The 24,464-nt window shown below is 69.5% G+C and carries 23 protein-coding genes, 1 rRNA gene and 1 riboswitch; of the genes, 6 read left to right on the forward strand and 18 right to left on the reverse strand.

Annotation, left to right across the window (positions count from 1 at the left end; genetic code table 11):
• The first annotated feature begins 43 nt into the window (after positions 1–43).
• Positions 44–1,030, forward strand: a complete 987-nt coding sequence (locus tag ABCR83_RS14600; RefSeq protein ID WP_462695404.1) for a DMT family transporter — start codon at positions 44–46, stop codon at positions 1,028–1,030.
• Here ABCR83_RS14600 and ABCR83_RS14605 read toward each other — a convergent pair.
• Positions 1,021–2,379: an aminotransferase class I/II-fold pyridoxal phosphate-dependent enzyme gene (locus tag ABCR83_RS14605; RefSeq protein WP_462695424.1), complete on the reverse strand. Its 1,359-nt coding sequence runs from the start codon at positions 2,377–2,379 to the stop codon at positions 1,021–1,023. The genes ABCR83_RS14600 and ABCR83_RS14605 overlap by 10 nt on opposite strands.
• 41 nt (positions 2,380–2,420) lie before the next feature.
• Between ABCR83_RS14605 and ABCR83_RS14610 the strand changes: the two genes are divergently transcribed.
• On the forward strand, positions 2,421–3,143 hold the full coding sequence (locus ABCR83_RS14610) for a pyridoxamine 5'-phosphate oxidase family protein (protein ID WP_462695405.1): 723 nt from the start codon (positions 2,421–2,423) through the stop codon (positions 3,141–3,143).
• 7 nt (positions 3,144–3,150) lie between these two features.
• Here ABCR83_RS14610 and ABCR83_RS14615 read toward each other — a convergent pair whose 3' ends face one another.
• The 3 genes from ABCR83_RS14615 to ABCR83_RS14625 all read right to left on the reverse strand — a co-directional run bounded on the left by ABCR83_RS14615 (position 3,151) and on the right by ABCR83_RS14625 (position 5,500).
• Positions 3,151–4,146: an EamA family transporter gene (locus ABCR83_RS14615; protein ID WP_462695406.1), complete on the reverse strand. Its 996-nt coding sequence runs from the start codon at positions 4,144–4,146 to the stop codon at positions 3,151–3,153.
• Positions 4,147–4,158: 12 nt separating this feature from the next.
• On the reverse strand, positions 4,159–4,713 hold the full coding sequence (locus ABCR83_RS14620) for a Clp protease N-terminal domain-containing protein (protein ID WP_462695407.1): 555 nt from the start codon (positions 4,711–4,713) through the stop codon (positions 4,159–4,161).
• Between the two features lie 190 nt (positions 4,714–4,903).
• Complete coding sequence (locus ABCR83_RS14625) at positions 4,904–5,500, reverse strand: PadR family transcriptional regulator (RefSeq protein ID WP_462695408.1); 597 nt, start codon at positions 5,498–5,500, stop codon at positions 4,904–4,906.
• 146 nt (positions 5,501–5,646) lie between these two features.
• Between ABCR83_RS14625 and ABCR83_RS14630 the strand changes: the two genes are divergently transcribed.
• Positions 5,647–6,465, forward strand: a complete 819-nt coding sequence (locus tag ABCR83_RS14630; RefSeq protein ID WP_462695409.1) for a PhzF family phenazine biosynthesis protein — start codon at positions 5,647–5,649, stop codon at positions 6,463–6,465.
• A 4-nt stretch (positions 6,466–6,469) separates the two neighbouring features.
• Here the strand turns inward: ABCR83_RS14630 and ABCR83_RS14635 are convergent, their stop codons facing one another.
• Together ABCR83_RS14635 and ABCR83_RS14640 are read right to left on the reverse strand one after the other, a co-directional pair.
• Positions 6,470–7,294, reverse strand: a complete 825-nt coding sequence (locus ABCR83_RS14635) for a CPBP family intramembrane glutamic endopeptidase (RefSeq protein WP_462695410.1) — start codon at positions 7,292–7,294, stop codon at positions 6,470–6,472.
• A gap of 140 nt (positions 7,295–7,434) precedes the next feature.
• Positions 7,435–8,937: a glutamate--cysteine ligase gene (locus ABCR83_RS14640; RefSeq protein ID WP_462695411.1), complete on the reverse strand. Its 1,503-nt coding sequence runs from the start codon at positions 8,935–8,937 to the stop codon at positions 7,435–7,437.
• A gap of 480 nt (positions 8,938–9,417) precedes the next feature.
• On the opposite strand from ABCR83_RS14640, the gene ABCR83_RS14645 reads away from it, so the two are divergent.
• Positions 9,418–10,005, forward strand: coding sequence for a hypothetical protein (locus tag ABCR83_RS14645; protein WP_462695412.1), 588 nt, complete (start codon positions 9,418–9,420; stop codon positions 10,003–10,005).
• A gap of 317 nt (positions 10,006–10,322) precedes the next feature.
• A complete protein-coding gene (locus ABCR83_RS14650) occupies positions 10,323–10,529 on the forward strand; it encodes a DUF5999 family protein (RefSeq protein WP_462695413.1) in 207 nt (68 codons plus the stop codon).
• A gap of 76 nt (positions 10,530–10,605) precedes the next feature.
• Here ABCR83_RS14650 and gcvP read toward each other — a convergent pair whose 3' ends face one another.
• Positions 10,606–13,491, reverse strand: coding sequence for an aminomethyl-transferring glycine dehydrogenase (gene gcvP / locus ABCR83_RS14655; RefSeq protein WP_462695414.1), 2,886 nt, complete (start codon positions 13,489–13,491; stop codon positions 10,606–10,608).
• A 184-nt stretch (positions 13,492–13,675) separates the two neighbouring features.
• Positions 13,676–13,784: riboswitch (glycine riboswitch) on the reverse strand.
• Positions 13,785–13,940: 156 nt separating this feature from the next.
• Between gcvP and ABCR83_RS14660 the strand changes: the two genes are divergently transcribed.
• Positions 13,941–14,315, forward strand: coding sequence for a PRC-barrel domain-containing protein (locus ABCR83_RS14660; RefSeq protein WP_462695425.1), 375 nt, complete (start codon positions 13,941–13,943; stop codon positions 14,313–14,315).
• On the opposite strand, the gene ABCR83_RS14665 is transcribed toward ABCR83_RS14660, so the two are convergent.
• The 11 genes from ABCR83_RS14665 to rrf all read right to left on the reverse strand — a co-directional run.
• Entirely contained in the window at positions 14,234–15,658 is a 1,425-nt protein-coding gene (locus ABCR83_RS14665) for a DNA polymerase IV (RefSeq protein ID WP_462695415.1), read from the reverse strand. The two genes, ABCR83_RS14660 and ABCR83_RS14665, sit on opposite strands and share 82 nt — an antisense overlap.
• An 80-nt stretch (positions 15,659–15,738) precedes the next feature.
• The gene (locus ABCR83_RS14670) at positions 15,739–16,425 is read right to left on the reverse strand and encodes a MerR family transcriptional regulator (protein WP_462695416.1); all 687 of its coding nucleotides are present in this window, start codon (positions 16,423–16,425) and stop codon (positions 15,739–15,741) included.
• 166 nt (positions 16,426–16,591) lie between these two features.
• Positions 16,592–17,065: a bifunctional nuclease family protein gene (locus ABCR83_RS14675; RefSeq protein ID WP_004947186.1), complete on the reverse strand. Its 474-nt coding sequence runs from the start codon at positions 17,063–17,065 to the stop codon at positions 16,592–16,594.
• A gap of 51 nt (positions 17,066–17,116) precedes the next feature.
• Positions 17,117–17,887 (reverse strand): transcriptional regulator FtsR, encoded by a 771-nt coding sequence (ftsR, locus tag ABCR83_RS14680; RefSeq protein ID WP_462695417.1) that lies wholly within the window; start codon positions 17,885–17,887, stop codon positions 17,117–17,119.
• Positions 17,888–17,931: 44 nt separating this feature from the next.
• Positions 17,932–18,462: an FHA domain-containing protein gene (locus ABCR83_RS14685; protein ID WP_462695418.1), complete on the reverse strand. Its 531-nt coding sequence runs from the start codon at positions 18,460–18,462 to the stop codon at positions 17,932–17,934.
• A 441-nt stretch (positions 18,463–18,903) separates the two neighbouring features.
• Complete coding sequence (locus ABCR83_RS14690) at positions 18,904–19,740, reverse strand: DUF881 domain-containing protein (protein WP_462695419.1); 837 nt, start codon at positions 19,738–19,740, stop codon at positions 18,904–18,906.
• Positions 19,741–19,745: 5 nt separating this feature from the next.
• Positions 19,746–20,078 carry a small basic family protein gene (locus ABCR83_RS14695; RefSeq protein WP_004947174.1) on the reverse strand — a complete coding sequence of 111 codons (333 nt, stop codon included), beginning with the start codon at positions 20,076–20,078 and terminating at the stop codon, positions 19,746–19,748.
• On the reverse strand, positions 20,075–20,977 hold the full coding sequence (locus ABCR83_RS14700; RefSeq protein ID WP_462695420.1) for a DUF881 domain-containing protein: 903 nt from the start codon (positions 20,975–20,977) through the stop codon (positions 20,075–20,077). The genes ABCR83_RS14695 and ABCR83_RS14700 overlap by 4 nt, the downstream gene beginning before the upstream one ends.
• A 98-nt stretch (positions 20,978–21,075) precedes the next feature.
• Positions 21,076–23,571: a sugar phosphate nucleotidyltransferase gene (locus tag ABCR83_RS14705; protein ID WP_462695421.1), complete on the reverse strand. Its 2,496-nt coding sequence runs from the start codon at positions 23,569–23,571 to the stop codon at positions 21,076–21,078.
• 77 nt (positions 23,572–23,648) lie between these two features.
• Positions 23,649–24,257, reverse strand: coding sequence for a CDP-alcohol phosphatidyltransferase family protein (locus tag ABCR83_RS14710; protein ID WP_462695422.1), 609 nt, complete (start codon positions 24,255–24,257; stop codon positions 23,649–23,651).
• 140 nt (positions 24,258–24,397) lie between these two features.
• Positions 24,398–24,464: ribosomal RNA gene (gene rrf / locus ABCR83_RS14715) — 5S ribosomal RNA — on the reverse strand; the annotation flags it as partial.

Here is a 24,464-nt window from a genome sequence, read left to right on the forward strand (position 1 = left end):
TTATTTGATTGTCCTAATAGGTGTGATCCGCCATGGTGATTCCATGAGCACCACCGCCGCGTCCCGCCCTTCCTCACCCCCCTCCTCGTCATCGCCTTCCGGCACGGCCCTCTCCGCCGACGTCCTCGGGCGGCGGCGTCCCGCCCTGGACTGGCGCGTCCGGTTCGGCGCCCTCTCCCTCGTCTGGGGCTTCAGCTTCCTCTTTATGAAGCTGGGGACCGATGGCTATGCCCCTCCCTATGTCTCCTTCGGCCGCATGCTCTTCGGCACGGCGGTGCTCATCGCGGCCCTGGCCATCAAGCGCGAGCGGCTGCCGCGCTCCGCCCGCACCTGGGGGCATCTGACCGTCGCGGCGTTCCTCCTCAACGCCCTCCCCTTCACGCTGTTCGCCTACTCGGAACTGACCATCTCCTCCACCCTGGCCGGCATCTGCAATGCCACCACGCCGCTGTGGGGCATGCTGCTCTCCCTGGTGGCGCTCTCCGAGGACCGGCCGACCCGGCGCCGGTTCGCCGGTCTTGGACTCGGTTTCATCGGCGTCCTCACCGTGCTCGGGGCCTGGCAGGGTTTCTCCGGGCAGGACCCGGCCGGAACCGCGATGGCACTGACGGCCTCCGCCAGCTATGCGGTCGGTTGGATCTATGTGCGCCGCACTCTGGCCGACACCGGCGACTCCCATCTGTCCTTGAGCGGCACTCAGTTGCTCCTCGGCACCGCCCAACTCGCCATTGCCGCCCCGCTGGCCGCTCCCCTGCCCACCTCGCTTCATCTGATGCCGATCCTGGCGATCATCACCCTTGGAGCGCTGGGCACCGGCTTCGCCATGCTCGTCCAGTACCGGCTGGTCGCCGAGGTCGGACCGACCACGGCCACCATGACCACCTATTTCATCCCGGTCATCGCCACCGCGGCCGGGGCCGCCATCCTCGGCGAGCAGCTCACCTGGAACACCCCGGTCGGAGCGCTGATCGTGCTGGCCGGGGCGGCGCTCACCCAGAACAGACGCCGGTCGAAGCCTGCTCAGGCATAACGCCCCGCGGGCACCGGTCCGGTGGCGGACGCCAGCGCGTCCGCGACCTGACCTATTTCCTCCATGGTCAGCGGCGACACCGTCACCCGCACACCGGGTGGCGAGGCCAGCCGGAACCGCGCACCGGGCGCGACCGCCCACCCCGACTGCAACAGCCGGGCCACGGCCCCGGTTTCGTCCGGCACCGGCAGCCACACATTCATTCCGCTGCGCCCATACGCCGTGATCCCCCGTTCTCCCAACGCCCGCACCAGGGCATCGCGGCGTCTGCCATAGGACGCGGCGACCGTCGCCGCCTCCACCGCGCCGGATCGCCAGAGGTGCAGCACGGTGTCCTGCAGCACATGGCTGACCCAGCCGGGTCCCAGGCGCTGCCGCCCGCGCACCCGGTCCACCGTCACCACATCGCCGGTGAGCACCCCCAGCCGCAGATCCGGCCCATACGCCTTGGCGACCGAGCGCACCAGCGCCCAGTGCTCGGTGACTCCGGCGAGCGGATACAGGGGCAGATCGACGATGTCATGACCGTGGTCGTCCTCGATCAGCAGCACCTGGGAGTGTCCGGACAGAACAGCGCGCAGCTCCTCGGCACGGGTCTCGCCGATGGCCGCCCCCGTGGGGTTCTGCGCCCGGCCGGTGACGACAAGAGCGCGAGCTCCCTGCCGCAAGGCGTGGTCGACCGCCTCGGGCAGGGGGCCGTCGTCGTCCAGAGCCACGGGAACGGCTCGCAGACCGAGGGCGGGAATGAGATCAAGGAGGCTGCCCCAGCCCGGATCCTCCACGGCGACCGCGTCCCCCGGCCGCAGATGAGCGGCCAGCACCCGCTCGATGCCATCCAGCGCTCCGGAGGTGACCGCCGGCGGGCCGTCCGGCACGCCCTCCGCGCCGAAGGCCGCACGGGCCAGCCGCTCCAGCTCGGTGTCGACGGCGGGTGCCCCGTACAACACCGGGCGCCGGCGGGCACGTTCGGCCGCCGCGGCGAGGGCATCGCCGAGCTCGGGCAGCAACGCCGGATCGGGGTTGCCCGTGGAGAGGTCCCGTACGCCCTCACCGGCTTCCACCCCGATCAGTTCGCGCGAGGTGCTCGCCGGCCGCTGCCGCACCCGGCTGCCGCGGCGCCCGGCCGTCTCGATCACCCCGCGGTCGCGCAGAGCGCGGTAGGCGGCCGCGACGGTATTGGGATTGACGCCCAGCTCCACCGCCAACTCCCGCATGGGAGGAAGCAGTTCCCCGGGAGCGAGCCGGCCGGAACCGACGGCGCGCTCCACGCTCGCGGAGATCTCCGCTGCGCGACGCCCCTCGATGAGGCGCCCCCCGACATGAGACCTCTCACCACAACGACCTTCGATCGGATATTCTCCTGACACAAAACAGAGTATGCACTAGTGCAATGGGGAACGCAATGCCTTCTTCGTCTTCTTCCGAGAGCCATGGGCAGTACGAACGGACCGAGCGCACCACCCCCACCCGCTACCGCGACCGCACGTCCTACGACCGCGAGTTGATCCACTCGATACTCGACGCGGGCCACCTCTGCCACCTCGGCTTCGTCCGCGACGGGGCCCCCGTCGTCCTGCCCACGCTCTACGGACGCATCGGCGAGAACCTCTACCTGCACGGTTCGACGGGCTCCGCCCCGCTGCGCGCGGCCGGGCAGGCGGAGGATCCGGGCATGCCGGTCTGCCTCACCGTCACCCATGTCGACGGCCTGGTGCTGGCCCGCTCCGCCTTCCACCACTCGCTCAACTACCGATCCGTCGTGGTGCACGGCACGGCCCGCCCCGTCACCGACGCCGCGGAGCTGACCACCGCCCTCGCCGCGCTCGTCGACCAGGTCGTACCCGGCCGGGCCGCGGACTCACGCCCGCCGAGCGCCAAGGAGCTGGCGGCCACGGCGGTGCTGCACATCGGCCTCGACGAGGTGTCCGCCAAGGTCCGGGCGGCCGGGCCCGGGGACGACCCGGAGGATGTCGCCCTCCCGCACTGGAGCGGGGTCATTCCCGTGGCCACCGCATACGGCGCACCCGTCCCGGCGGACGACCTGGCTCCCGGCATCCCCGTCCCGGCCTATCTCACCGGCCTCCGCGGCCGGAACACCCCGGACACCCCCTAGACCTCTCCTAGGCCGACAGGGACCTGCCGGACAACTCCCCGTCCGCACCCGCCCGTAGCCCCGCACCGCCGGCCACCGGATCCCCTCCGGTGGCCGACTTCGGCGTGGAGGTCTGTGCGATCAGCGCGCCCAGCAGTACCGTCGCGCCGCCCGCCAGCTGCGGCGCGCCGAGGCGCTCGCCGAGCAACACCCAGGCGAGCACGGTGGCGATGACCGCCTCGAGGCAGGCCACCACCCCGGCCACCTGCGGAGAAAGCCGTCGCACGGAGAGCACTCCGGTCAGATAGGCCGCCACCGTCGCGATCAGCACGATCCAGCCCAGCAGCGCCGCCGCGGGTACTTGGACGCCGTTCAGCTCGGCGGGCCGGGCGAGCAGCGCCCAGTGCAGGTCCCAGGGGCGGGCGACCACGGTCAGCACCAGGGCGCCGACCAGCAGTCCGTACCCCACGACCCCGAGCGGGTCGGCGGGTTCCTCGTCATCGCTTCCGTGGTCGGACAGGACGAAGTAGCCCACCTGGCAGCACGCCGCACCGAGCGCGAACAGCAGACCCACGGCGTCAAAGCCCAGCCCCGACCAGGCCTCCACCACACAGGCGAGCCCGCCGACGGCGAGCACCACGCCCACGGCCGCGGCACGGCTCACCGGCCGCCGCTGGACGAAACGCACCCAGCCGAGCACCAGCGCGGGCGCCAGATACTCGACCAGCAGGGCGACGCCGACCGGTATCCGGGATATGGCCGCGAAGTAGCAGGCCTGTACGCCCGCGACGGCGAGCAGCCCGAAGCCCGCGAGCAGCGCGGGGCGACGGACCACCAGCGCGCGATGCCGCCAGGCGACGGGCAGCAGGACCAGGGCCGCCCCCGTCACCCTCAGCCACACCACGTCGAGGGGGTCCAGGCCCGCCTCGATCAGCGGCTTGGCCGCCACCCCCGATCCGCCGAACGCGAGCGCCGAGACCAGGGCGAGCCCCAGCGCCGCACCCCTCCCCTGAGTTGTCTGCATCGCGGCATCATGTCACCTGCCGTCAGGACCGTCACCTCTTTTGCTCATGGCAGCCCGCTCATGGCCGTCGAGGCGCGCCAGCAGGGCCGCCGTGTCGACGCCGGCCCGGTGCAGCACATCGACCGCACGGCACCGGCGATCACGCACCAGGGCGGCGAACAGGTCGAGGCCTTCCACCCGGCCGGAGCTCCGGGCACCGGCCCGGGCGCGGGCCCGGGCCATGGCGGCAGTGGCGGCGGGCGACCAGCCGGGCAGGGCACCGTCGGTGAGTACGGGCAGGGCACCGGAGTCCTCCACGGTGGCGTGCCAGCGCAGCCCATAGCCGATGGAGCGCTGGACGAGGTAGCCGAGCAGCCGTGCGACCTGGGCCGGGCCACCGGGGAGGGCCTCCCGGACCTCGGGGTCGGCCTCGAGCAGCGTATGCAGCAGGTGGGCGGTGTCGACCTGCCGGTCAGCATCGCGCAGGGCGCGTCTGCGGGAGCCGGCGACCGCCGACGCCAGCGCCATGCTCAGCGGTCTTGCGGGCGCCGCGTCCGCCTGTCCGGTGTCAGGTGTACGGCTTTGCACCTTCCTACCCCATCAGTCCCAGGCCGTCCTCGGCATCCCCGGGGGGAAGCATTCGTATGTCCCACCCCGGTTGGGCACGGGCGGACGAGCTGTCCTCCTTGAGGAGGAGGGAGGCCGGACCGGCCTCAGGGACGCGCTGCGCGGGTGTCCGCACCACATGCCGTGTGGACACCCGCACTTCGCCCCGGTCTCAGCCTTCCTCGGCAAGGATCAGATACAGCTTCTTGCGCGACTCATTGACGACTGCGAGGGCCTTCTCGCGCTGCTCGGCACTGCCGGTCCGCCAGACCTGGCCGAAGGCCTCCATCAGCCCGACGCCGGCCTGCCGGATCTCCTGCATCGTCTCCCAGTCGACTCCGCGCCCGACCTCTTCCCAGGGGGCCTTCGACCCCGCGGCGGCCTCGGCGCGGCCTTCCTCGGTGAGCGTGAACAGCTTCTTGCCGCCCTCACTCGCGCTGGTGATCAGACCCTCGTCCTCCAGCAGCTGGAGCGTGGGGTAGACCGAACCGGGGCTCGGCTTCCAGGTGCCCCCGCTGCGCTCGGCGATCTCGCGGATCATCTCGTACCCATGCATCGGGCGGTCCGCCAGCAGCGCCAGGATCGAGGCACGCACATCGCCGCGCCGGGCCCTGCCGCCCGGTCCGCCGCGCCCGCGGCCGCCGAACGGCCCCCCGAAGGGCGGCCCGCCGAAAGGAGGGCCGAACGACCCGAAGGCCCGCCGCCCGCCACGATCGCCCCAACCGGGCCGGTCGGAGCGGTGATGCTCATGTCCATGGGAACGCGTCATGTCTTCTCCTCTTATCATCGACCTTTCGCGATGCGTCAACGATATATCGGAACCGATCGGTTCGCAAGAGGTGGCGCCGGCTCATCGGTCCACGTGTCGCGAATTGGCCTTGGCCTGCGCTTTTGCGGTCACCTAGCGTCCAGGCCATGCGAATCCGAATCGTCGACGCCTTCACCGACCGCCCGTTCGCCGGCAACCCCGCAGGGGTCGTACTCCTGGACTCCGGAGGATTCCCCGAGGACGACCGGCTGCAGCGGACAGCCGCCGAGGTCAACCTCTCCGAGACCGCGTTCGCCCATCGGCAGCCGGCCGGTGACCCGAACGCCGACTGGGCGCTGCGCTGGTTCACCCCCACGACGGAGGTGGACATGTGCGGACATGCCACGCTGGCCACGGCACATGTCCTGCACACCATGGGCCTGGCCACCGGCACCGTGCGCTTCACCGCCCGCTGCGGCGTCCTCGCCGCGACGGCGCACCAGGACGGTTCGATCACCCTGGACTTCCCGACCTCGCCGCTCACCGGAGCCGATGCCCCTGCCGGTCTGGCGGAGGCATTGGGCGCCCGGCCGCTGAGCGTCCACGACACCGGCCGCCACATCGGCGACCTACTGGTCGAGCTCGCCGACGAGAAGACCGTCCGGGCCCTGGCCCCCGACATCCGTGCGCTCGGCCGGTGGTCGCACCGCGGCATCATCGTCACCGCCGCGGCCGAGGACCCGGCACGCGGTTACGACTACGTCTCGCGTTGCTTCTTCCCGAACGTCGGCGTCGACGAGGACCCGGTGACCGGCAGCGCGCACACCGCCCTGGCCCCCTTCTGGTCCGCCAGGCTGGACCGCGCCGAGTTGACGGGCCTTCAGGCGTCCGCCCGCACCGGCCTGGTACGGACGGCGCTGCGCGGCGACCGCACCCTGCTGACCGGTTCCGCCGTCACCGTCATCGACGGCGAGTTGCTCGCCTGAGCCGCTAGGCCGTGGGCAGCCAGCCCACCTTGCCCGCGAGCAGCGCATAGCCGACGAAGGCCACGGTGTCGATCAGCGCATGCGCTGCCACCAGCGGCCCGACCCGGCCCCAGCGCCGGTAGAGCAGGACGAAGACCACGCCCATCACCATGTTGCCGACGAGGCCGCCGATCCCCTGGTACAGGTGGTAGGAGCCGCGCAGCACCGCGCTCGCCGCGAGCGCGGCCGTGGGCGTCCAGCCCAACTGGTCCAGCCTGCGCAGCAGATAGCCGACGACCACCGCCTCTTCCAGCGCGGCGTTCTGCACGGCCGAGGCGATCAGCACTGGGATCTTCCACCACACATCGGGCAGCGACTCCGGCACCACGGTGAGGTTGAATCCGGCTGCTCGTACCGCCAGGTAGAAGAGCAGTCCGGTGCCGCCGATGGCCGCCGCGACCGCCACGCCCCGTCCCAGGTCGAAGCCCGGCCGCCGGCGGTCGAAGCCGATGGATCGCAGGCCGGCGCCTTCGCGCAGCAGCAGATGGGCCACCAGGAAGACGGGGACGAGGGCGGTCGCGATGCCGAAGAGCTGCCAGGAGAGGTCCAGCCACGGCCGTCCGGGGGCATGGGAGGAGTTGAGTCTGGCGGCCTGCTCCTTGAGCCCGCCCGGCCGGGTGGCCGCGCCGACAAAGCTGATCAGCGCCGACACCGCGCTGGCCCCGAGCGACAGCGCCAGCACCAGCAGAGTCTCGGACCGCAGCGTCCGCCGCGACAGGCCGGGGCCGGCGGGCGGCACGGCGGGCACCCCGGGCCGGGAGGCCGTACCGCCTTGGGCGTTCTGCCGCACAGCTGTCTCCTTTTCTCCTCCCGCCCTCATACGTGAGGAGAGGCGCGTTCCCCAAGTCGTTTGGGTGGCCCCGGCGGACACCACGGTCGTCACAGCTTGCCCGACGACCCGGCGCCGGTACGACAGGGGGTGCGGCCGTGTCAGCCGGCGAGGCCGGTCGGCCAGGTGTGGACCGGCTCTCCCGTCCGCATCAGTTCGCAGTAGCGGCGGGTGGTGGCGGCCAGGGCGTGGTCCCGGTCCAGCCCTCGTTCCAGCGCCTGGTGATAGGTGGCGGCCTGCCACGACGCCCCGTTGACGCGGTAGCGGCAACGGCCCTCGATGACCCCGAGGTAGCGGTCGCGGTCGGCCGGCTCGACGCCCCAGGCATCGAGCCCGACGGCCGCCAGCGGCAGCAGCTCCTCCCGGATGAGCCGTACGGCCGGCATGCGCAACAGGGTGCCGTTGCGGCCCGCCTTCGGCCAGCGCAGGACGGCGTCGATGCCATGCCGGCAGGCGACATCGAAGTTGTGCGCGGCGATCGCGAACGGCAGCCGCGTCCACACCGGCCGTGGCTCCTCCGCGAGCGCCCGGATCAGGCCGTAGTAGAAGGCGGTGTTGGCGATGACATCGGTGACCGTGGGGCCGGCCGGCAGCACCCGGTTCTCCACGCGCAGATGGGGGATCCCGTCGGCGATCCCGTAGACGGGGCGGTTCCATCGGTAGACCGTTCCGTTGTGCAGGGTGAGTTCCTCCAGTCGCGGCACCCCGCCCTCGTCCAGCACCCGCAGCGGATCCTCGTCACCGGAGACCGGCAGCAGCGGCGGGAAGTAGCGGAGGTTCTCCTCGAAGAGCTCATACGCGGAATCGATCCAGCGCTCCCCGAACCAGGTACGCGGCCGTACGCCCTGCGCCTGCAGCTCCGGCGGGCGGGTGTCGGTGGACTGGACGAACAGCGGCGGGCGGGACTCTCGCCACAGCTCGCGCCCGAAGAGGAAGGGGGAGTTGGCGCCCACCGCGATCTGTACGGCGGCGATGGACTGGGCCGCGTTCCACACGGCCGCGAACCGGCCCGGGGTGACCTGGAGGTGCAACTGGACGGAGGTGCAGGCGGCTTCGGGACAGATGGAGCGCGCGGTGCAGGTCAGCCGTTCGACCCCGGCGATGTCGATGGTGAAGTCCTCGCCCCGAGCGGCGACGACCTGTTCGTTCAGCAACATGTAGCGGTCGGCGGCGGAGAAGTTCGCGGGCACCAGGTCCGCCTGTGCGAGGGTCGGCAGAATCCCGATCATCACTATTCGGGAACCGACTTCCCGGGCCTTTCGGTCGGCATAGGCGAGGCCCGTGCGCAACTCCTCGGCAAGCTGGTCGAGAACCCGCGCCGACAACCGGTGCGGCACAATGTTCACTTCCAGGTTGAACTGCCCGAGTTCGGTCTGGAAATCGTGGCTCGCAATACGCTCCAGCACCTCTGCATTCATCATCCTCGGCATGCCGTCGGAGCCCGCGAGATTCAGTTCGATCTCCAATCCCACCAGATTGCGAGGGCGGTCGAAACGCTTCTCCTCCAGCAGCCTCGTCAGCCCTTCCAGGCACTGCCGGAGCTTGTCCCGGTGGCGCTGCCGGTCGGCCAGGTCGAACCCCTCGGCCGCGACCTTCTCACCCATGACAGCGTCCCTCCTCAAGCGGGTCGCCCGCGGCGCCGGCCGCTCTCGTCACGGTCGATGATGCCCAGGCGAGGCGATCGAAACGCCTCGCCGTCACCGCATAACCGCTAGGCTCTCCCCAAGTGCACTCCGGCACATTCCGATGGCAAGGCGCTGCCGATCGAGACGATGCATTGCGCTGGCGATAAATACCGATGAGTTTCGGCCTACCGTCGCCGGGAAAGAATCTGAGGCCAGGCGCGTATGCCCGGCATGAAATCACCGAAATCCTCCCGGCACATGGCCCGGATTTCTCCTTGCCAGAAATACCGGCGACAGCTAGCCGAAACATCATGTGAACATGTGTCGTATAAACTCCGGGGTGAGGCAGAGAGCAGGCGCCCCGGCAGTCGGTCCCCGGCTCCCCTCTGACCCCGCACGCCGACAGCGTCGTCACCTTGCCCAGCACCAACGTGTCTCCGAAGTGAGAGGCGACCCATCATGCCGCTGCACGTACTCCCTGCCCCCGCGCCTGCCCTCCGCAGCATCGTCACGGCCCTCGGCTCCCCCACCGCAGTCCGGGAGACGCGCACTCCATCCCTGAAGTCCGCACAGGGGCCGCTCACCTGCGAACTCCCGCTGCCCGTGCACGTCCTGGAGCACGGCGCCGCCGACGGCAAGGCCCCCCGCACCCGGCTCACCGGATGGCGCTTCCTGATCAAGGCGGGCGATAACGCGGTGGCGGCGGGCGAGACCATGCTGACGCCGGACGGCTGGGCGTTCTCCCACTTCTTCGAAGGGCCGTACGTCGCCTCCACCGAACGCGCCCTTCGGCAGGCCGAGTCGCTGACGACGCCCTACCAGCCCCGCCTGCTGTCCGTCCCCGGCCTCTATATGCTCACCCTCTGGCTGCACGGCGATCTCACCGCCGACGCGGCATCCGGACTACCCGCCCCCGGAGACCTGCTGGTGCCACTCGCGCCCGCCCCGCCGGGCATCGCCGCGCACCGTCCGCACCGGTTCGCCGACCTGCTGCCCGTCCTCACCCTCCGGCTCACCTCCGCACCGCTGCTCCGGACCTCGGCCTGAGACATCCCGGGAGCGCCCCGCGGCCCGGGGACGCAGGGTGACGCCCTCCCCCCGAACGGACAGAGGTACCCCCCATCGGACTAGCCCGCCACGGCGGTCCGAACCCCCCGAAGAGACAGCCGGGTTGACGGCAACCGCCCGCATGGGTGACGCGTCCTTCCCCAGTGAGGACCGCTGACGTGAAATCCCTGCGGAATCACGCCCGTAGGGCAACACTGGGACCGACCGACAGAATCGCAACGGGGGGCGGCATGACCACCGCATCGAGCCGCAGCACAGCGACAGCATCACCGACATCCCAGCGAAAGTACCCTCCCATGTGCCAGCACCAGCCCGCGTGCCCGTCAGCCGACTCCGCCGACCGGGAAGCCGCCCATCTCGTGGCGCACTTCCCCGAACAGGGCTGGAGCCTGCTGTGCAATGGCGTCCTCTGCTTCGAGGACACCGGTGAGCTGCTGCCGGACGGCCGGATCATCGACCCGCACCGTCCGCTGGGCACCGAACACGTGGTGACCGCGGCCTGACGGCGCCGCGGCAGGACGACGCACGGAACACCGAGGGGCCGCCCCGGCGAGGTCGCCGGGCCGGCCCCGACGCACGTCAGCCCTCGTACTCCTCCAGCGGAGGGCAGGAGCACACCAGGTTGCGGTCGCCATAGGCACCGTCGACACGACGCACCGGCGGCCAGTACTTGTCGGCCGCCGACACTCCCGCCGGGAAGACTGCCTCGTCACGGCCGTACGAGTGCTCCCATGCCCCGGCCACCGACGCCGCGGTGTGCGGCGCGTTGCGCAGGGGGTTGTCGTCCTTGTCCCACTCCCCCGAGCCGACCTTCTCGACCTCGGCGCGGATCGCGATCATCGCCTCACAGAAACGATCCAGCTCGGCAAGGTCCTCGCTCTCGGTCGGCTCGATCATCAGCGTGCCGGCCACCGGGAACGACATGGTCGGCGCGTGGAAGCCATAGTCGATCAGCCGCTTGGCGACATCGTCCACGCTCACCCCGGTCGCCTTGGTGAGCGGCCGCAGGTCGATGATGCACTCATGCGCGACCAGCCCGCCCGGGCCGGTGTAGAGCACGGGGTAGTGCGGTTCCAGACGCTTGGCGATGTAGTTGGCCCCGAGCACCGCCACCTGGGTCGCGCGCTTGAGTCCCGCACCGCCCATCAGGCGTGCGTACGCCCAGGAGATTGGCAGGATCCCGGCGGAACCCCACGGCGCGGCCGAGATCGGCCCGACACCGGTCACCGGCCCCGCGGCGGGCTGCAGCGGGTGGTTGGGCAGGTACGGGGCCAGGTGGGCGCGGACGCCGACCGGGCCGACGCCCGGCCCGCCGCCGCCGTGCGGGATGCAGAAGGTCTTGTGCAGGTTCAGATGCGAGACATCGCCGCCGAACTCGCCCGGCTTGGCCACGCCGACCAGGGCGTTGAGGTTGGCCCCGTCCACATACACCTGACCGCCCGCCTCGTGCACCAGGGCGCAGATGTCACTGATGTGCTCCTCGAACACGCCATGCGTGGAGGGGTAGGTGACCATCAGCACCGCCAGCTCGTCACGGTGCTTCTCAATCTTGGCGTGCAGATCCGCCGCGTCGACCTCTCCGTCCTCACCGGTCTTGACCACGACGACCGTCATGCCGGCCATCACGGCGCTGGCGGCATTGGTGCCGTGCGCGGAGGAGGGGATGAGGCAGACGGTGCGCTGGAGGTCCCCATTGGCGCGGTGGTACGCCCGTACGGCCAGCAGCCCCGCCAACTCGCCCTGCGAGCCGGCGTTCGGCTGGAGGGACACCTTGTCATATCCGGTGATCTCGGCCAGCCGCTCCTCGAGTTCACCGATGAGCGTGAGGTAACCCGCGGCCTGCTCGACCGGGGCGAAGGGGTGCAGCGCGCCGAACTCCGGCCAGGTGACCGGCTCCATCTCGGTCGTGGCATTGAGCTTCATGGTGCAGGAGCCGAGCGGGATCATGCCCCGGTCCAGCGCATAGTCGCGGTCGGCGAGCCGGCGCAGATAACGCAGCATCGCGGTCTCGGAACGGTGCTGGTGGAAGACCGGATGGGCGAGGTAGTCGGAGCGGCGCAGCAGACTCTCGGGAAGTGCCTCGGCGACCGTCGCGTCGAGCGCCGCCACATCGGCCGTCACGCCGAACGCGGCCCATACGGAGGCGAGATGGGCCCGGGTGGTGGTCTCGTCACAGGCGATGCCGACCCGGTCGGCGTCCACCAGGCGCAGATTGACGCCCCGTTCGCGGGCCGCCGCCACCACCTCGGCCGCCCGGCCGGGCACCCGGGTGGTGAGGGTGTCGAAGTAGGAGCCGTGCACGACCTCGACGCCGCCGGCGCGCAGCCCCTCGGCAAGCAGGGTGGCAAAGCGGTGGGCGCGGCGGGCGATGGTGGCGAGGCCGTCCGGCCCGTGGTGGACCGCGTACATCCCGGCCATGACGGCGAGCAGCACCTGGGCGGTGCAGATGTTGCTGGTGGCCTTCTCGCGGCGGATGTGCTGCTCGCGGGTCTGCAGCGCCAGGCGGTATGCCTTGTTGCCGTCCGCGTCGACCGAGACTCCGACGAGTCTGCCGGGGAGGCTGCGGGCGAACTGCTCGCGTACGGCCATGAATCCGGCGTGCGGGCCGCCGAATCCCATCGGGACGCCGAAGCGCTGGCTGGTGCCGACGGCGATGTCGGCGCCCAGTTCGCCGGGCGGGGTGAGCAGGGTGAGCGCGAGCAGGTCGGCGGCGACGGTGACGACCGCGCCCAGCTCATGGGCGCGCTCGATGACCGGGCGGAGCTCCCTGACGGCGCCGGAGGCGCCGGGGTACTGGAGCAGCACGCCGAAGACGCCGCGCTCGGCGATCTCGTCGGGGATGCCCGCCGAGAGGTCGGCGACGACGACCTCGACACCGGTGGGTTCGGCCCGGGTCCGGATGACGGCGATGGTCTGCGGCAGGGTGTCGGCGTCGATGAGGAAGACGCCGTTCTTGACCTTGCCGACCCGGCGGGAGAGCGCCATCGCCTCGGCGGCCGCGGTGCCCTCGTCAAGCAGGGAGGCGCCGGAGGTGGGCAGTCCGGTCAGGTCGGCGACGACGGTCTGGAAGTTGAGGAGCGCCTCGAGACGCCCTTGGGAGATCTCCGGCTGGTAGGGCGTGTAGGCCGTGTACCAGGCCGGATTCTCCATGACATTGCGCAGGATCACCGGCGGGGTGAACGTGCCGTGATAGCCGAGCCCGATCATCGGGACGAGCACCTGGTTGCGGTCCGCGAGCGTGCGCAGCTCGGCGAGGACCTCGGCCTCGGTACGGGGAGCGGGCAGCCGGAGCGCCTCGGTGCTCTTGATCACGTCCGGCACGGCGGCGGCGGTGAGCTCGTCGAGCGAGCCGAAGCCGACCTGGGCGAGCATCTTGGCCTGGGCTTCGCCGTCGGGGCCTATGTGGCGGTCGGCGAACGGAATGCCGCGCTCCAGGTCGGAAAGGGCGATGCGGTGGGCGGTCATCTGCGGAGGCCTCCTGGTCATTGCGACCTGCGAGGGGTACCACGGCGCGGGTACCCGGACGGCCTCCCCCTCTGTCATCTCGACCTGAGAGCTTCACCGGGCCGCGGAAACCCGGCTTTCACCGTCGGTGAGGAGGGGCTCGGCATGGTGCCCGACCGAGGCCCGCCCTGCTTTCCAGAGTGACCTCGTCCGTGCGGTACGGGTGCCTGAGAGATTCCGGGGAGGATTTGCTCCTTCGGCGCCTCCGTCGATGCCCATCAGGGCCCTTTGGAGGACTCTCCCGCACGGGGTCTGCGGCCAATCGCCAGCCTACCAGCGGGGCTCCGAGTGGCTTTCCCGAGTGGCCACTTCTTGTTTTGTGGCTTTTCGTGGTTTTCGGGGGTGTCCGGAAGCTTCCGGGCGAGCCCTCGAGATAACCCAAGGGGCAGGTGCGACCCATGGGAGGACAGGTGCAGACCGATATCGACCCCCGCGGCCTGATCGGCCGCAAGGCATACGACCGTGACGGCGCGAAGATCGGCACGGTGGACGAGGTGTATCTGGACGATGCGACCGGAGAACCGGAGTGGGCGGCCGTACGCACCGGCCTGTTCGGCCGGGACGCCTTTGTGCCGCTGGAGCCGAGCGAGATCGTCGACGGCACACTGCGCATCCCCTATGAGCGGGCGCTGATCAAGGAGGCCCCCGGCTTCGGGGTCGGCCGACATCTCTCCGCCGAGCAGGAGTTGCAGCTCTACCATCACTACCGGCTGGACCTCCCGTCGTGGGGCGCCCCGCAGTCGGCCTCATCGCTGTCCGGTGAGGGCGGCGGCCCGGGCGGCTGAGCCTCCGCGGGCCGTATCAGCGGCAGTGGGTCCGCGGGCTCGAGCGCCGGGTCGTCGACCGCGAACGTACGCACCCGCCCCGGGCCGGACCAGGGCACTTCAAACCGCACGGTGACCTTGCCGACCCCGCTTCCCTGCACCCATCCGGCCCCGTACTCGGCATGCCGCGCATCCAGCCCGGGCAGCCACTGGCGGGGCCGCGGCGCGGCGCCGGCCTCCTCTTCCGCCCGGACGTCCACGGCCTCCGGTGGGCCTGCCTCGGCAGCGTCGCCGGCCGCCTGGGCGAAGAGGTCCTCCTGGGTGTAGTCGGCGAGCCCACTGACGCCGACTCCCAGCAATCGCACTCCGGCCGTGGTGTCCACCGAGTCGATCAGCCGGGCGGCGGCCTCCCGCACCACGGCGGGGTCGTCGGTCGGGCCGCGCAGCGTCTCCGAGCGGGTCAGCGTGGAGAAGTCATAGCTCCGCACCTTGATGACGACCGTGCGGCCGGACCGGCCGGCGGCCCTGAGCCGCTGGACACAGCGGTCCGCGAGACGTGCGATCTCGAACTGCACCCGGGTGCGATCGGTCAGGTCCTCGGCGAAGGTGTCCTCGACCGAGACGGACTTGGCATCCCGCTCCGCCACCACGGGGCGCTCGTCATGACCGGTGGCCAGGGCGTACAGCCCCGCGCCATGTGCCCTGCCGAGCAGCCGGACCAGCTCCGCCTCGCCGGCCTCGGCCGTCTCGGCCACGGTGTGGATACCGGCCCTGCGCAGGGCCTCGGCGGTGGCCGGGCCGACACCCGGGATCGCTCGCACCGACATCGGGCCCAGCAACTCCAGCTCGGTGCCGGGCTCGATGACCATGAGTCCATCGGGCTTGGCCTGCTCCGAAGCGATCTTCGCGAGCATCTTGGATCCGGCGAGCCCCACCGACCCGGTCAGCCCGGTGGCCGCCCGGATGTCCCGGCGCAACCCCTCGCCCACCGCCCGTACGACCGCCGAGGAGGGCTCGATGCCACCCGCCTCCAAGTCCACAAAGGCCTCGTCCAGACTCAGTGGCTCCACCAATGGCGACAGCTCGCCGAGCAGCCGCATGACCACATCGCTGACCTGGCGGTAAAGGGAGAACCTGGGCGTGAGGTAAGCGGCGTTGGGGCAGAGCCGCCGGGCCTGGGCCGTCGCCATCGCCGAGTGGACACCAAACGCACGCGCCTCGTACGAAGCCGTGGCCACCACTCCTCGCGGGCCGATGCCGCCGACCACGACCGGTTTCCCGCGCAGGCTCGGCTTCGCCGCCTGCTCCGCCGAAGCGTAGAAGGCGTCCATGTCCAGGTGCAGGATGGTCGGCGAGCCTCTCACCCGACCGATGCTGCCGTACACCACTGACAATCGCCCGCACGCACGATCGGGCGTCCCCCATGGCGCGGAGTTCCGGAGGGTCAGCCTGCCCGGTTGCGGCGTCGCGCCAGTTCGTCGGCGGGGTTGTGGCCGACGAGCGTCTCACCGGTGTCGATGCGCTCCCCGTGCAGCTGCGCGAGCGCGCTCTCCACATCGCGCCACACGACGCCGACGGCGATTCCGAAGATGCCCTGGCCACCCTGCAGAAGCCCGACGACCTCGTCGGGCGACACACACTCATACACCGTGGCGCCGTCGCTCATCAGCGTCATCTGGGCCAGATCGGCCATGCCGCGCGAGCGCAGGTGCTGGACGGCGGTGCGGATGTTCTGCAGGGAGACCCCGGTGTCCAGCAGCCTCTTGACGATCTTGAGGACGACAACATCCCGGAAGCTGTAGAGCCGCTGACTGCCCGAGCCGTACGCGGGCCGGACGCTGGGTTCCACGAGCCCCGTACGCGCCCAGTAGTCAAGCTGCCGATAGGTGATCCCGGCAGCCGCACACGCGGTCGGTCCCCGGTATCCGATGGTGTCGGAGCTGCCGGATCCATCGTCCGTGCCGACCGAACCCTGGGAGTTTCGCCCGCGCGGAGCCGTGACCGCCGCCGCGGCGGGGACGGGGGTGCCTCCCCTGCCATTCAGGTTATGGGGGAGGGTCACCGGTTCGACCGTTCCCCCATGCAGCGGATACGGACTGCCGACCGCTGTACCGTCGCCCGTGCTTCTCACGCCGACCTCCGTCCTTGACCTGCCTTCTCGACGGTAGGCAGTCGCTCGGGGTGCGTCAACGATCGCCACACTCGGCACGCCGAGTGATAATCACCCAGAGAGTGGTTTTACGTGTCCCCGTAGCGGGAAAGGCTACTCGAATGCGCCGCAACCGACCGGGCGCGCCTCACTGGCTGTTGGTGCCGAAATCCTCCGGCGAGATCTGGTCGAGGAACTCGCGGAACTTCTCGACCTCGTCCTCCTGCTCATCCGGGATGGCGATGCCCGCGTCGTCCAGCACCCCGTCACTGCCGTAGATCGGCGTTCCGGTGCGCAGTGCCAGCGCTATGGCGTCGGACGGCCTGGCGCTGACCTCCACTCCGCTGGCGAAGACAAGCTCCGCGTAGAAAACGCCTTCGCGCAGGTCCGTGATGCGGACTTCCGCCAGCTGCTGTCCGACCGCCTCCAGCACGTCCTTGAAAAGGTCGTGGGTCAGCGGCCTGGCGGGAGCCATGCCCTGCTGAGCGAAGGCAATGGCCGTTGCCTCCCCCGGTCCGATCCAAATGGGGAGGTAACGATCGCCTCCCACTTCGCGCAGGAGCACGATCGGCTGGTTGGAGGGCATTTCCACCCGGACACCCACGACATCGAGCTCGTTCACACAGCAACCCTAGGCCGTGCTCGGCAGGTTTGGGTAGTCGGGCCACCGCCGTCACTGCGCGCGGATCTGCAGTGCGGTCTGAACCAGAGCCGCATGCAGCCGTACGGACAGCGTGGCCAGCTCCCGGACGGTGGCCTCCGCATGGGCCCGGGTCTGCGGATTACGGTGCCTGCGCAACGGTGCGACCACCTGTTCGACCAACCCCGCCTCGCGGTCGGCGGCGGCCTTCATGGCCCGCAGATGTCGTGGCTCCAGCCCAAAGCGGCCCAGGTCGGCGATGAGCTGCGCTATGGCCAGGGAGTCGGCGTCGAATCCGCCGTCCGGGTGGGCCGCCAGCAGGCCATAGGACTCCCAATCCGCCAGCTCGCACTCGGTCACGCCCGTGCCGGCCAGCAGCTCTTCCCGGCCGATCCGGCCGGCGGCCGGGGATTGGGGCCCGATGTCGGCGCCCCCGGACGCGTCCGGACCGTCTTGAAGGCCGACGGCATCCCGGGGCTGGCCGGGGGCGGGGAGCTGCACTCGCTCACCCCGGGCCAACGCGTCCAAGTGCTCCCTGATGACCTTGAGCGGCAGGTAATGATCACGCTGCATCCGCAGCACCTGTCCCAGCCGCTCGACGTCCGCCGCGCTGAACTTGCGGTAGCCGGACGGTGTGCGCTGCGGCTCGACCAGCCCCTCGGCCTCCAGAAAGCGGATCTTGGAGATGGTGACCTCGGGGAACTCCTCACGCAGCAGATTGAGCACCGTGCCGATGCTCACCAGCCGATCAACCGCACTTGCGGATCCGGCAGAACAGGAACCGCCCGACGACGTCTGCAGCATGGGCCTTCCCTTGGAGGTCCCCCCGGACGGAGTTCGGGGGAGGGTCAGAAGCCTCGCCGACTGCCGAAGAAGACCAGACGGTACTTGCCGATCTGGACCTCGTCGCCATTCGACAACACGGCCGAGTCGATCTGCTCCCGGTTGACATAGGTGCCGTTGAGGCTGCCGACATCCGTGACGGTGAAACTGCCGTCATGACCCCGCCGGAACTCCACATGGCGCCGCGAGACGGTGACGTCATCGAGGAAGATGTCGCTCTGCGGATGACGGCCCGCCGTGGTCACCTCGCCGTCCAGCAGGAAACGGCTGCCGGAGTTCGGTCCGCGCCGGACCACCAGCAGTGCCGACCCCAGCGGCAGTGCCTCGACGGCCGCCTGCGCCTCCGGCGAGAGCGCCGGAATCGGCGTCTGGCCGGTGGTCTCGGAGTCATATGCCTCGAGGCCGGAAATGGAGATGGTGGAGGTGGTCTCCGCGGCACGCTCCGCAACGGCCCCCTGCCGCAGCGGCGCACCGCAGTTGGAGCAGAACCGGCTGGTCTCGCCGCTCCGGTGGCCGCACCTCGTACACACCTGCACGGCAGCCCCTCCACCCGCGCTCGAGGTCGGTGGTGCCCCGAAACCTATGCGGCCTGTCGCCGCGGGGTCAACGGGGGGAAGACCCTGGCCACCCGGAACGTCACCGCCGGGCGGCGCCGTCTGGTCCCGGAACAGGGGACGCCCTTCCTGGCCCCCGTCGCCCTCGACCGGACGCGCCGACCGGTGCCGAGCAGAACCGCTGCCGCCACTCTGGCGTGCGCTCTTGCCGAACAACTTCGCAAACAACTTCACGGGCGATTCCCCTTGACCGAAACAGACCCGCCCGTGGGGCAGGGCAACCCTCGCTGCACACACCATCCGACCTGGACATCTCTACAACGTCCACGGCCAACAGACAGTTTCCATCACGCACCCCCATCTTGGTGCGCCGACCCCCCGCAACCTGCCGCCCTCCCCGCAGAGCTCCTGCGCGCACCCGTCTCACTGCGATGACGACCGAGCGTAGTCAGGCCGCTTCGCCGGGCGCAAGGCGTCAACAACGATCTTCTCAGACCGGACGATGCTGACTCCGGCCTGTTCCTTCTGAAGAGTCTGCACCACACCGCCGGGGATGTTGAGCGCCGGCTCCAAATCCTGAGGCTTGCCGATGACCTTGAACTTATACGGTTGCGAGACCTTCTTGCCATCGATCGTCACCTTCCCGGCACCGCCCGAGAAATACGTGCCGGCGATCACCCGGACATCGTTGATCTGGATCGCCTCGGCACCCGCGGCACGCAGTTCCTGAATGGCATCCAGCAACATGTCCGATTCCACGGCCCCCTTGCTGTCGCTCACCGTGAGCTCGATGCCGGGCCCCTGTGCCGCCACCGTCCCCGCGAGCACACCGAGCTGCTGCTCCTTCTGAGACGTCTGCTTGCGGGCCTCGGCAGCCTGGTTGGAACTGCTCTCCAACTCGGTCCGCTGGCTCTCCAGCTTTCGCTTCTCGTCCTCAAGCCGCCTGGTGCGGTTGTCCAGCTCGTCCAGGATCCGTACCAGGTCCTCCTGACGGGCGCCCCGCAAGGCATTGCTCTCGCTGTTCGACCGGACCTGGATGGCCAGGCCCAGGCCCAGTACGCACAGCAGCAGCGCCACGGTGAGCTGTGCCCGGGTCAGCCGAGGCGGCCACAGGCCGTTGATGAGCCGCTGACGCCCGGTCAACGGCTCCGCACCGGCTTCCACTTCCGACGACGGCTTCTCCTCGGGCTGATTCGGCTCGTCCCGTTCACCGCCCGGCTCCGGCTCGCCGGGCTCGCCCGGTGTGTCCTCGGTGTTCATCGACCTCACGCCCGGAAGACGTGCCGCCGGATGGCGGCCGCGTTGGAGAAGATGCGGATGCCCAGGACGACCACGACGCCGGTGGACAGCTGCGCCCCGACGCCCAGTTTGTCGCCCAGGAAAACGATCAGCGCGGCAACCACGACATTGGACAGGAAGGAGACCACGAAGACCTTGTCGTCGAAGATCCCGTCCAGCATCGCCCGGAGACCGCCGAACACCGCGTCGAGCGCCGCCACGACAGCGATGGGAAGATAGGGCTCAACCGCCGTCGGCACCACGGGACGGACCACCAGCCCGACCACGACTCCCACGATGAGGCCCAGTACGGCGATCACGATGTGCCCTTCCCTGTGTTGGTCCGTGGCTGTGCGGTACGCACGATCAGACTCGGCGCAGCCGGAAGCCGGATGTCGTCCTCGACGGAAATACCGGTCCGGATCCCATAGTTCTGCTGCAACACATGCAGATACTGGCCGTCGACACTGTCCTGGAACGAGGTGCTCATCCGCTGGCCGTTGCCGATCGCCAGCACCGTGTACGGCGGCACCAGCGGCTTGTTGTCGACCAGTATGGCGTCACCGGCGGCCCTGATCGCCGACAGCGCCGTCAGCCGCTGGTCGTTGATGGCGATCGCTTCCGCGCCCGACTGCCAGAGCCCGTTGACGATGCGCTGCATATCACGGTCGCGCACCCGGCCGGTGTCCGAGAATCCACTGCTCTCCCGCGGCCCGCCGCCGCTGGTCCTGGCCTGTTTGGCATCGTCCACGACCACCTTGAGACCCGGCCCTCGTACCGCGGTGGCGCCTGCGAGCAGTGACACCAATTCCGCCTTGTCACCGCCGTGTTTCCGCAGTGCCTCACGCTGCGTGGTGCCGACCGAGTCGCGCAGGGTGTCGACGTCCTTCTGCAGCGAGTCAGCCGATGAGGTCTCGGCTTCGATGCGGTTGATGAGCTCCTGGCGCTCCTTGGCCAGCGTGGGCGCCGATATCCGCGCCTGAGCGGCTCCGAGGGTCACCACCACAGCGGCGAGCAACAACGCGGCGGCGAGCCCCAACTTGGCCCGCAGCTTGCCCGGGAGCCCGCCGCCACCCTCCGTGCGCCTGGCCGCCGCCTCCGCATAGCCGTCGTCGAGGCTGTGGTCCATCACATTGGTCAGCAGCGACATGGAGGCGTCGGGGCGCGGAGGCGGGGTCGAGGTCCTCCGAACGGGGGGCTGCTGCGGCATGCCGCACATCGTCGCACGTCGCGGGCGTCGTCTCCCAATGGCCCCACCGGCGTGCCGGATCCGGAACCGGCAGGACGATGTCCCGCCGGCTCAACTCCGGGACCGGGTCAGCGTCCCGCGCCGTCCACCACCGCGGACCACTCGTCCAGCAGTGCCTGCGCGGAGGCATCGTCAGGCCCCTCCGCCCACAGGTGCGTCACCGCTTCCGCCGGGTCCGGAAGCACCAATACCCAGCGCCCATCGGTCTCGACCACCCGCACCCCATCGGTCGTGTCGACCGAACGGTCCCCGGCCGCCTCCACCACCTGACGCATGACCAGGCCCTTGACCGCCCACGGTGTCGCCAGATCCCGGCGCAGGACATGCGCCCGGGGAATGCGCGCATCGATCTGACTGAGCGTGAGCTGGGTACGAGCCACCAGCCCGATCAGCCGCACAAACGCAGCCGCGCCATCGAACACGCTGCTGGACTCGGGGACGATGAATCCGCCTCGCCCATCCCCGCCGAAGATGGTCGATTCCGCACGGCCGACCCGCGTCAGATCGTCGGGGGACGTTGTGGTCCACTCCACCTGGGTGCCGTGGTATGCGGCGACCTGCTCGGCGATCCGGGTCGTGGTCACCGGCAGTGCCACCCGCCCGCTGCGCCGCTCGGCGGCCACCAGGTCGAGCAGCACCAGCAGGGCACGGTCGTCCTCGACGATGCGCCCACGCTCGTCCACCAGGGAGATTCGCTCCCCCACCGGGTCGAACCGCACGCCGAACGCGGCTCGCGCCGACGCGACGATCTCCCCGAGTCGCACCAGGCCGGACCTGCGGGTATCGGCAGTCTCGGTCGGACGTGCCTCGTCGAGCCCCGGATTGATGGTCAGGGCGTCCACACCGAGCCGGCCGAGAAGACTGGGCAGCACCAGTCCCGCGCTGCCGTTCGAGGCGTCGACCACGACCTTGAGGCCGGCCTCGGCCACTCCGCTGGTGTCCACGGAGCGCAGGAGCGCACCGGTGTAGGAGTCGTAGACGCTGGAGGGAAAGGACAGGTCACCGATCTCGCCCGGGAACGCACGCCGGTACTCCTGGCGGGCATAGACGCGATCGAGCTTGCGCTGCCCGGCCTGGGAGAGGTCGGCGCCGCGCTCGTCAAAGAACATGATGTCCACCGAGTCGGGCACCCCCGGTGTGGTACGGATCATGATCCCGCCGGCACTGCCCCGGGCGGTCTGCTGCCTGGCCACCGGCAACGGTACGTTCTCGAGATCGCGCACCTCGATCGCGCTGGCCTGAAGGGCCGAGATGACCGCGCGCTTGAGGGCTCGGGCGCCGCGGGAGTGGTCACGTGCCGTGGTGACGGTCGCTCCCTTCTTGAGCGTCGTCGCATAGGCACCCGCAAGCCGTACCGCGAGCTCAGGAGTGATCTCCACATTGAGGATGCCGGACACTCCCCGAGCCCCGAAAAGATGGGCCTGGCCTCGGGATTCCCAGATGACCGAGGTATTGACGAACGCGCCCGCCTCGATGGTCTTGAACGGGTAGACCCGGACGTTGCCCTGAATAATCGATTCCTCACCGACGAGGCATTCATCGCCGATGACGGCTCCGTCCTCGATTCTCGCCGCACGCATGATGTCGGTGTTCTTGCCGATCACGCAGCCGCGGAGGTTGCTCTGCTGGCCGACATAGACGTTGTCATGCACAACGGCCTTGTGGAGGAAGGCACCGCTCTTCACCACCACATTGGAGCCGATGACGGTGTGTTCGCGAAGTTCGGCGGTGGCTTCGACCTTCGCATAGTCGCCGACATAGAGCGGACCGCGCAGGACGGCGTCCGGGTGCACCTCGGCACCCTCGGCGACCCAGACTCCGGGTGAAATCTCGAAGCCGTCGATCTCGACATCGACCTTGCGCTCAAGGACGTCGGCCTGCGCCTTGACATAGCTCTCGTGGGTGCCGACGTCCTCCCAGTAGCCCTCGGCGATATAGCCGAAGATCGGCTTGCCTTCCTTCATCAATTGCGGGAAGACATCCCCGGACCAGTCGACGGACACATCGGCCGCGACATAGTCGAAGACCTCGGGCTCCATGACGTAGATACCCGTATTCACCGTGTCGGAGAAGACCTGTCCCCAGGTGGGTTTCTCGAGGAACCGTTCGACCCGTCCGGCTTCATCGACGATGGTGATGCCGAATTCAAGCGGATTGGGGACCCGGGTGAGGCAGACCGTGACGAGTGCACCTTTTTCCTTGTGAAATCGGATCAGGTCCGTCAGGTCGAAATCGGTGAGGGCGTCACCGGAGATAACCAGGAACGTGTCGTCCTTGAGCGCTTCCTCCGCGTTCTTGACACTTCCCGCCGTGCCGAGTGGCTTCTCCTCGTTGGCATAGGTGAGCTCCATGCCGAGTTCCTCGCCGTCACCGAAATAGTTCCTCACCAGGGAGGCGAGGAACTGAACGGTCACCACGGTCTCATGGAGCCCATGCCGCTTGAGCAGCCGGAGCACATGCTCCATGATCGGGCGATTGGCCACCGGTAGAAGCGGCTTGGGCATGCTCGAGGTCATGGGGCGAAGGCGAGTGCCTTCACCGCCGGCCATCACGACGGCCTTCATGTCGGAAGCGTCCTCCTTGAGAGACGACGGTCAGGCCGACTTCAGCGCCGTATCAAGGCTCAGGGACTGCGGCGAGATCAGTCGGCCGTGGTATCCGCCTTGACCAGTCGGCGGACTTGCACCACATACAGGATCCCTGCCCACCAATAGAGGGTTGTACCCCATCCGGCGAACGCCCATCCGAAAATCGCACCCACTGAGTGCAACCAGCCCTCCCTGTCACTGAGAAGAAGCAACGGGAACGCATACATCAAGTTGAAAGTCGCAGCCTTCCCGAGGAAGTTCACCTGGGGTGGTGGATAGCCATGGCGTCTCAGAATCCACACCATAACCAGCAGCATCGCCTCACGCGCCAGCAGAGCGGCGGTCAGCCAAAGCGGAAGGATCTCCCGCCAGGTGAGGCCGACGAGTGTGGACAGGATGTAGAGGCGGTCAGCGGCCGGGTCCAGCAGTCTGCCGAGACTGCTGATCTGGTTCCAGCGCCGGGCGAGCTTTCCATCGAGGTAGTCGCTCACCCCGCTCAGGGCCAGCACCAGCAGCGCCCAGAGATCACAGTTCGGCCCACCGAACCTGGGCCAGAGAATCAGCCACAGGAAAAGGGGCACACCTGCGAGGCGTGCCATGCTGAGGATGTTCGGGATGGTGAGGACGCGGTCTGTCTGGACTCGCGTCTCCTGGACCTCCACCCGGGGGCCTCCTGTGGGGGACGTGTCTATTGATGCACTCCGACCCTACCCGTAGCCTTGGCCAACCCGCGCAGAGGGGCCACCAAATGCAAGTAAGCCCTGGCGGGAACCTAAGTTCCCACCAGGGCTTACCAATAACTGCTCGGCGGCGTCCTACTCTCCCACACGGTCCCCCATGCAGTACCATCGGCGCTGAAAGGCTTAGCT

It is taken from the genome of Streptomyces xingningensis (genome assembly GCF_054957865.1).